We start from the raw sequence: 8041 nt of genomic DNA, 5'->3' as shown, positions 1-8041 counted from the left end.
GCGGGCGATTTCCACGGTGTAACCCCACCGGGCGGTGGTGGCGTCGCAGGCGTAGGGGCACCAGTACAGCGGGGCCGCGATCGAAACCACGGCATCGGCTTTGCCCACAGGCTCGGCAAAGGCCGGCACTGCCGCCAGCGGCAACCCTGTCAGGATAGTTGTGAGCGCCCTCAATAGCTTGGCGCGGGTGCGCCCTTGAAAGCCCCCCATAGACCAGACCAAATGACCTCCAATCCCTGTGTGGGATAACGTCCTATCGGCTTCAGTCTTGCGGAGGGTACGGCCAGGGTCAAGTTACCGGAGCCGGCGGTCGGCCTCGGTCCCACCATCACGTGGACAGGATGCTCTTGGTGACCTTGCTGGTGGCCAGAACCCTGCCTTCCACCGTTGCCACCACTTCGAGGAAACACAGCCGCTTGCCCAGCTTCACCACCCGGGATTCGAACGCCACCGTATCCCCCAGCCGCGCCGGCGCCATGACCGAGACCTGGATGTCGTGGGTGACCGCCTCGGTGCCGGCGTCCAGCAGGCTCAGCAGGCCGGCGTAGGCGCAGACATCGCTGAGCAGGTAGACCACGCCGCCATGGAGCATCCCGGCGGGATTGATGACCCGTTCGCTGACGGCAATGGCGAAGCGGCCCTCGCCGGCTTCGGAACGGATGCTGGTGATCCCCAGGTGCTGGTGCAGGGGATGGTTGATGACTTTGTCGAGTCTCGGTTCCATGGCGGTCATTCGGCTCTCGGAATAGTGGATCGGTGCAATGTATCAGGGTTTGGATTGGCGCTGCGGTCGCGGCCGGTTGCCGGAAAGCCTATCATCGGTGGCAGCGCTTCTCATGCACAGGAGGTTGTGATGACGGTTTTTTTCAGGCTGCTGCTGGTGTGGGTGCTGGCCTGGCCGATGCTGGCATCAGCCGAGGAACGGGTGCCGGCCTTCTCCCGGATCGACTCGCTGGACCAGGGCTGGGAGCCGCTGAACTTCCCGGACATCGAACGCCACAGCCAGTACGAGCTGGTGACGGTGGACGGCACCCAGGTGGTGAAGGCGCAGACCGACGCCAGCGCCTCCGGCCTGGTAACCCTGGTGCGGGTGCCGCCGGAAACCGAGCCGGTGCTGCGCTGGCGCTGGAAGGTGAGCAATGTCTACGAGCAGGGCGATGCCCGGCGCAAGAGTGGCGACGACTACCCGGCGCGGATCTATGTGGCCTTCGAGTTCGAGCCCGACAAGGCCGGCTTCTTCGAGCGCATGAAGCGGGCGGCGGTGGAGACCTTCTTCGACGCCCAGCTGCCGGGCAACGCCCTCAATTACATCTGGGCCAATACCCTGCCCCAAGGCAGCATCGTGCCCAACCCATTCACCGAAACCACCCGGATGGTGGCGGTGAATTCCGGGCCGAAGCAGGTGGGCGAATGGGTCACCGTGGAGCGCAACATAGTGGCGGACTACCGCGAGGCCTTTGGCGCGGAGCCTCCGCCCATCGTGGGCATCGGTATCATGTCGGATTCGGACAACACCGGTGAGTCCGCCACCGCCTGGTACGGCGATATCGAACTGATCACCGCCCCGGCCACCGGCGGTTAGTCCTGGGGCTGATCGGTCAGCGGGTAGCCAGGCAGGGCGCGAAAACCGGTGGACGCGGGCGGTGGCGCCACCTCGCCCCGGGCCACCAGGGCCTCGTAGGCGGCGTCGAGGGCATCGCGGATGGCGATGGCGTCGTCGCGCTGGCGGGACACCAGCCAGGCGGCCTGGCGCACCCGTAACGGCGACTGGCGCAGACTGGCGATGGGTAGGGTTTCCAGCAACTGCTCGATGGGATGGGTGTAGTTCAGCAGGTGGGTGCCGCGGCCACGGCCGAGCATGTGCAGGGCGGCCTCGTGATTGGGGGCGTCGGTAATGCGGATGTCCTTGTCCATCGCCAGGATGTCCCGCAGGCCGCCGTATGTGTAGCCGCTGATCAGGATCAGGGTCTTGCCCTTGAGGTCGGAGAACTGGGTGATCGGCGGGTGGATTTTCAGGGACCAGGCGCTGAGCTGTACCTGCAACGGGCGGCTGCGGCTGGCCACCACCGCCTCGTTGAGGGCCGGTATCAGGGTCAGCCCCGGCCACAGGTCGATGCTGCCATTGACCAGGGAGAAGTAGGCCCGGCTGATGGGCAGGTAGACGAACTCCAGCTGGTAGCCGGCCTCCTCGGCGACACGGCGGGTCAGCTCGATGAACCTGCCTGCGGGCTGGCCGCTGGCATCCCGGTATTCGAAGGGCGGAAACTCCACGTAACCGACCCGCAACGTCATGGCGGCAGGCTCCGCAGCCAGGTCGCCGGCCAGCAGCACAGCCATCAGCAGCCAGGCCCAGAGCCGGCCAATACCAGGATTACACCACCCAAACCACTTCATGGCCGCATACTACCGTTCTCCACAAAGTCCTTTTATTCAGATTATCAGAGTTGTGACGGTTTGCACTCCGGGGGCCGACAGACCGGGGCAGCGGATTGGTAACGCAGACCGCCCCGGTTTCCATCGCGGCCAATGCAGGCGGCCGCCAGGCTTCTACACTGGGTAAAGGATAACCAAGGTGAACGCCATGACGTCATTCGGATCCACACGGCCCTGGCAGGACCAGGCCGCCGCCATCGCCAGTGGCTTTCTGGGGGACTGGCTGCAGGCCCGGGCCAACCCCCTGGCCATCGACATGCAGCTGCGGGCCGCCGGCCAGGTACTCGACCCCAGCCATCCGGAACTTGCCGCACCCCGGCGTACCCTGGTGCTGCTGGTGCACGGCCTGACCGAGCTCGAAACCATCTGGGATTTTCCCGGCCGGCCCGGCCACAACTACGGCACCGAGCTGGCGGAGCAGCTGGGCGCCACCGCCCTGTGCCTGCGCTACAACACCGGCCGGGCCATCCACCAGAATGGCGAGGACCTGGCCGGGCTGATCGAAACCCTGGTGAGCCACTGGCCGGTGCCGGTGGAGAACCTGGTGCTGTTGGGCCACAGCATGGGCGGTCTGGTGATCCGCAGCGCCTGCCATGCCGCTACCGAACAGGCCCGGGGCTGGACCTCGCTGGTGGATGCCTGCGTCTACCTGGGCTCGCCCCATGAAGGCTCCTGGCTGGCGCGGGCGGCCCAGGGCACGGCGGCGCTGATGAACCGCATGCCGCGGGACTACCTGAGGGTGATCGGGGAAGTCCTGGATGTGCGCAGTGCCGGCATCCGCAACCTCAGCCGTGGCGACATCCTGGAGAACGCGGGCCCGGCGCCGGAGCTGCTGCCCAACGCCCGCCACTACGCCATCTCCGGATTGCTGATGCAGGCCCCTGAGAATACCGTCAACCGGCTGTTCGGCGATGCCCTGGTGCAGGAGGAGTCCGCCCGGGGTGCCCACCAGAGCGGCTGGCGGCTGACCGACTACGCCTGTTTTCCGGGCGTTGATCATATCCGCCTGACCCACCATCCCGAGGTGGCGCGGCAACTGAGGGAGTGGCTGCAATGAGCCCAAACGACAACCTGGCCTGGTGGTCCGGCATGACCGAAGTCCTGGCCGCCGGCATGGCGGAAGGCAGTGTCCGGATCGAAAGGGTCCACCTGGCCATCGCCGATGAGAGCTTCAACATCCTGGCGCGGATTCCGGTAACCCGACCGGTCAGCAACCCGGTGCGGCTGCTGCACCATGGCATCAGCCGGCTGAGCTACCGTTCGGTGGCACTGGCCGGCTGTGGCCTGGGCCGGCTGGCGGTGGCGCTGCGCCAGCCCTGAGGCCGCTCGGGCCCGCGCTAGCGCAGGATCACCAGCGGCGTGCGGGTGGTGCGAAGCATGTTGGTGGTGGTGCTGCCCACCAGGAACTGGCGGATGCGGGAGTGGCCGTAGGCGCCCATCACCAGCAGATCGATGCCCTGCTCCTCCTGGTAGGCGTGCAGGGTTTTCTCCACATCACCCGCCCGGATTGCCAGGTGCACGTCGCAGCCGGCGGCGGTCAGTTTGGCTTCGGCCTGCTTGAGCTGCTCCCAGCGATCGGCCGTGTCCGGCCCCACCATCACCAGGTGCAGCGGGAAATCCCGGAACACCGGGCTGTTGGCCAGCAGATCCACGCCCTTGAACGCGGTGTCGCTGCCGTCGAAGGCCAGCATGGCGCTGCGGGGCTCGCTGAATGCCTCCGGCACCAGCATGATGGGCCGGTGCAGGCTGCGGATCACGGTTTCCAGCTGGCTGCCCACATGGCTGTCGCGGCCGGCACTGCTTTCGCCGTTCAGCCCCATCACCAGCAGCCGGATCTCGCCCTCGATGGCCAGCAGGGATTCGGCCAGGTCGCCGTGGCGCTGGCGCTGGCGAACGTCCTCCACCCCATGCTCCCGAACCCGGTCATCCGCCGCCTGCAGCAGCTGGTGGCCGTGTTCCAGGGCCAGTTTGCTGCGCTGCTGGTCCAGCTCCGCCAGCTCCTCCAGCAGGTGCTCCCGGCTGCCCAGGCCGATGTTGCCGGCCAGGTCCGGTTCGGGCGGGTAGCGGGAATGGTCCAGCACGTGAAACAGCATCACCGGCGCCGCCAGGCGCCGGCTGGCCCAGGCCGTGTAGTCGCACACGGCACCGGTGGCGGGGGATCCGTCGATACAGCCGACGATGTGGGTCATGGTATCCTCGCTGCGGTTGTTATTGTTGCTTTGCGTCGATTCTACCAGTGTGCCATCAGATAAAGTTAATCACACAGAACAGGCCCACGCTGCCCATCACCAGGGTGTAGGGCAGCGCCATCCATACCATGCGGCCGTAGGACAACCGCACCAGCGGCGCGATGGCGGAGGTCAGCAGGAACAGGAAGGCGGCCTGGCCGTTGGGGGTGGCCACGCTGGGCAGGTTGGTGCCGGTATTGATGGCGATGGCCAGGCGCTCGAAGTGGGCCCGGTCGATGGCGCCGGCTTCCAGCGCCTGCTTGATCTCGCTGATGTAGACCGTGGCCACGAAGACGTTGTCACTGATCATGGACAGGAGGCCATTGGCGATGAAGAACATGCCCGGCTGCTGCTCGATGGGCAGCGACAGCACGAAATCGATGATCGGGGTGAACAGGTGCTGCTCGTGGATCACCGCCACGATGGCGAAGAACACCACCAGCAGGGAGGTGAACGGCAGCGCCTCCTGGAAGGCCTTGCCGATCTGGTGCTCGTCGGTGATGCCGGTGAAGGAGGTGATCAGGATGATCACCAGCAGGCCGATCAGGCCCACTTCCGCCAGGTGCATGGCCAGGCCCACCACCAGTACCACCGCCGCAAAGGCCTGGATCCAGAGCGCGGCCTGGTCGGCCTTGGTGCGCTTCTTGCGCTCGTTGTCGGCGAACTCCTCCAGTACCCGGCGCACCGGCTTGGGCAGGCGGGTGCCGTAGCCGAACCAGCGCAATTTCTCCAGCAGCCAGCAGGTGGTCAGGCCGGCCACCAGCACCGGCAGGCTCACGGGCAGCATCTGGCTGAAGAAGGTGGCGAAATCCCAGCCCACCACCTTGGCAATCAGCAGGTTCTGGGGCTCGCCCACCATGGTGGCGACGCCGCCCAGGGCGGTGCCCACCGCGCCGTGCATCAGCAGGCTGCGCAGGAAGGCCCGGAATTCGTTGAGGTCGGAGCGGTGCAGCTCGATCACCGAGTCGTCGCTGTGGGCGTTGTGGTCGGTGTGGTGGTAACCCTTGCCGGACGCCACCTTGTGATAGACCGAGAAGAAGCCCACCGCCACGCTGATGATCACCGCGGTCACCGTCAGGGCATCCAGAAACGCCGACAGCAGCGCCGCGGCGGCACAGAACAGCAGCGACAGCGCCGACTTGGACCTGACCCCCACCAGGATCTGCGTGAAGGTCACCAGCAGCAGCTCCTTCATGAAGTAGATGCCCGCCACCATGAACATCAGCAGCATGATCACCGGCAGGTTGGTGAGGATCTCGTGGTAGAGGGCGTCCGGTGTGGTCATGCCGATCAGCAGCGCCTCGATGGCCAGCAGGCCGCCGGGCTGCAGCGGGTAGCACTTCAGCGCCATGGCCAGGGTGAAGATGAACTCGCCCACCAGCAGCCAGCCGGTGAATGCCGGGCCGGCCAGCCAGAGGCAGATGGGGTTGATCACGAGAAACAGGACAATGGTCTGTTTGTACCAGGCGGGCGCATTGCCCAGAAAATTGGCGGCAAAACCGCGCATTACAGTGGCAGGCATGAATGGGTCACTTCGGTAACGTTAGGGTGTGCAAGGAAGCCGCGGATAATACCAGAACGGGTAAGGGTTTAGGCGCTTATTCCCGGCCTGTGACCCTAAAGGAGCGTTTTGCGCGCCCAGATTACGCCTTCCGGAGGATAAACCGCCGGCCTGGAACCTCTTTCAAGGGTATGCACCGTGATGGGGCAGATTAGTGTTGATACTGAGAATTATTCTCTTTAAGATAGCGATCCTTTTTCCACTGAGGTTCATCATGACAACGCTCGCCAAAGCCAAACTGCATTCCGCCCTGCTTGTCGCACTGGGCTGCGCCTCCACCGCCATGGCCCAGGAAAACGCCGACAACGGCAGCGTGACCACCCTCGACGCCCTGGAAGTGGTTGCCACCCGCGGCCTCGACTCCCTGAACGTCAACCCCGGCAGCGTCACCGTGGTTGATCGCGAAACCATCGAGAAACAGTCAGCGCTGGGCGGCAACCTCAGCGATGTACTGGCCCAGACCGTGCCCGGCCTGGCGCCCTCCACCCACGGCCAGACCACCGTGGCGCAGACCCTCAGGGGCCGTAACCTGTTCGTGCTGATCGACGGCATTCCCCAGACCATCAGCCTGCGGGACGGTCTGCACTCGCTCAACTCGATCGACCCCAACTCCATCGAGCGCATCGAAGTGATCCGTGGCTCCACCGGCGTCTACGGCTTCGGCGGCACCGGCGGCATTATCAACATCATCACCCGCAAGACCGAGAAAGGCGCGCCCCAGTTCCGCACCGAAGTACATGGCGGCTTCTCCACCGAGCACTTCGAGGACAGCGGCCGCTACGGCGTGGCCCAGAGCGTCACCGGGGGCGCCGGCGCCTTCGACTACCAGCTGCGGGGCTCGGTGGAGGAGCGCAACTCCTTCTTCGACGCCGATGGCGATCGCATCCCGCCCAACCCCAACCAGCAGGGCGGTATTGCCGACACCCTGGAGTACGACGTCCTCGCCAAGCTGGGCTACGACATGGACAGCCAGCGCCGGGTGGAATTCACCTCCAGCTACTACGAGATCAAGCAGGACAGCAACTATGTCCTGGAGGATGGCATCCACGGTGTGCGCAAGACCCGCGCGGTGCGGGGAGAATCCCTCGGCGAGGACGAGGGCACCGAGAACCTCAACCTGAACCTGACCTACGACGACGCCCGCCTGTTCGGCGACACCTCCTTCGGGGCGCAGCTGTACTACCGGGATTACATGACCCGGTTCGACTACTTCGAGAATTTCTACCAGGGCGGCGGCCAGTCCAAGATCGAGTCCGAACGCCTGGGCTCACGTCTGGACTTCAAGACCCCGTTCAATCTGCTGAACGGCGCCAAGCTCCTGTGGGGCCTGGACACCCTGGACGAAACCAGCGCCCAGCCGCTGGAAGACGGCCGCACCTTCGTGCCCGAGATGGACCAGACCAGCGTGGCGGGCTTCCTTCAGGGCGAGGTCAGGCTGGACCCGAAATGGACCCTCAGCGCCGGCATGCGCTACGAGAAATTCTGGTTCGAGGTGGACGACTACACCTCCCTGTTCGGGGCTGATGTAGAGGGCGGCGAGCTGGACTACAGTGAGACCGTGTTCAACGCCGGTGCCCGCTACCAGGTCAACGATGTCTGGGCCACCACCGCCACCTTCTCCCAGGGCTTCACGGTGCCTGAGATCGGCCGGGTTCTGCGCCAGCCCGCCAACAACACTTCCCTGGACCAGATCCGTCCGGAGCCCCAGGTGGTGGATAACTATGAGATCGGCGCCGAGGCGCTCTGGAACCAGGCGGACCTGGCCCTGACGCTGTTCTACAGCGAGTCCGAGCTGGGTACCCAGCTGGGCTCGGCCCAG

The 8041-nt window shown here is 65.4% G+C and carries 8 protein-coding genes and 1 pseudogene; 4 read left to right on the top strand and 5 right to left on the bottom strand.

Annotation, left to right across the window (positions count from 1 at the left end):
* A pseudogene (locus R3280_RS14800) lies at positions 1-210 on the bottom strand (hypothetical protein); the annotation flags it as partial.
* 118 nt (positions 211-328) lie between these two features.
* Positions 329-733 (bottom strand): PaaI family thioesterase, encoded by a 405-nt coding sequence (locus tag R3280_RS14795; protein ID WP_318999384.1) that lies wholly within the window; start codon positions 731-733, stop codon positions 329-331.
* Between the two features lie 120 nt (positions 734-853).
* On the opposite strand from R3280_RS14795, the gene R3280_RS14790 reads away from it, so the two are divergent.
* A complete protein-coding gene (locus R3280_RS14790; RefSeq protein ID WP_413468789.1) occupies positions 854-1582 on the top strand; it encodes a DUF3047 domain-containing protein in 729 nt (242 codons plus the stop codon).
* Here the strand turns inward: R3280_RS14790 and R3280_RS14785 are convergent.
* Entirely contained in the window at positions 1579-2394 is an 816-nt protein-coding gene (locus R3280_RS14785; RefSeq protein ID WP_318999383.1) for a substrate-binding periplasmic protein, read from the bottom strand. The two genes, R3280_RS14790 and R3280_RS14785, sit on opposite strands and share 4 nt — an antisense overlap.
* A gap of 187 nt (positions 2395-2581) precedes the next feature.
* Here R3280_RS14785 and R3280_RS14780 point away from each other — a divergent pair, with 187 nt between their 5' ends.
* The gene (locus R3280_RS14780) at positions 2582-3490 is read left to right on the top strand and encodes an esterase/lipase family protein (protein WP_318999382.1); all 909 of its coding nucleotides are present in this window, start codon (positions 2582-2584) and stop codon (positions 3488-3490) included.
* On the top strand, positions 3487-3753 hold the full coding sequence (locus R3280_RS14775) for a hypothetical protein (RefSeq protein ID WP_318999381.1): 267 nt from the start codon (positions 3487-3489) through the stop codon (positions 3751-3753). Before R3280_RS14780 ends, R3280_RS14775 begins: the two co-directional genes overlap by 4 nt.
* 17 nt (positions 3754-3770) lie before the next feature.
* Here R3280_RS14775 and R3280_RS14770 read toward each other — a convergent pair whose 3' ends face one another.
* Both R3280_RS14770 and nhaB read right to left on the bottom strand, forming a co-directional pair.
* Entirely contained in the window at positions 3771-4622 is an 852-nt protein-coding gene (locus R3280_RS14770) for a universal stress protein (RefSeq protein WP_318999380.1), read from the bottom strand.
* A gap of 55 nt (positions 4623-4677) precedes the next feature.
* Complete coding sequence (gene nhaB / locus R3280_RS14765; protein WP_318999379.1) at positions 4678-6183, bottom strand: sodium/proton antiporter NhaB; 1506 nt, start codon at positions 6181-6183, stop codon at positions 4678-4680.
* 253 nt (positions 6184-6436) lie between these two features.
* Between nhaB and R3280_RS14760 the strand changes: the two genes are divergently transcribed.
* The coding region (locus tag R3280_RS14760; RefSeq protein ID WP_318999378.1) for a TonB-dependent receptor at positions 6437-8041 on the top strand (1605 nt) is incomplete at its 3' end.

Source organism: Marinobacter sp. (assembly GCF_033722195.1).
Classification (GTDB): Bacteria; Pseudomonadota; Gammaproteobacteria; order Pseudomonadales; family Oleiphilaceae; genus Marinobacter.
Note: the sequence above shows the minus strand (reverse complement) of the source record. Positions and strands in the feature narration are given on the sequence as shown.

Coding starts and splice junctions, on each gene's coding strand:
- R3280_RS14775 (WP_318999381.1), top strand. CDS start 3,487: ATGAGCCCAAACGACAACCTGGCCTGGTGGTCCGGCATGACCGAAGTC.
- R3280_RS14790 (WP_413468789.1), top strand. CDS start 854: ATGACGGTTTTTTTCAGGCTGCTGCTGGTGTGGGTGCTGGCCTGGCCG.
- nhaB (WP_318999379.1), bottom strand. CDS start 6,183: ATGCCTGCCACTGTAATGCGCGGTTTTGCCGCCAATTTTCTGGGCAAT.
- R3280_RS14785 (WP_318999383.1), bottom strand. CDS start 2,394: ATGAAGTGGTTTGGGTGGTGTAATCCTGGTATTGGCCGGCTCTGGGCC.
- R3280_RS14770 (WP_318999380.1), bottom strand. CDS start 4,622: ATGACCCACATCGTCGGCTGTATCGACGGATCCCCCGCCACCGGTGCC.
- R3280_RS14795 (WP_318999384.1), bottom strand. CDS start 733: ATGACCGCCATGGAACCGAGACTCGACAAAGTCATCAACCATCCCCTG.
- R3280_RS14780 (WP_318999382.1), top strand. CDS start 2,582: ATGACGTCATTCGGATCCACACGGCCCTGGCAGGACCAGGCCGCCGCC.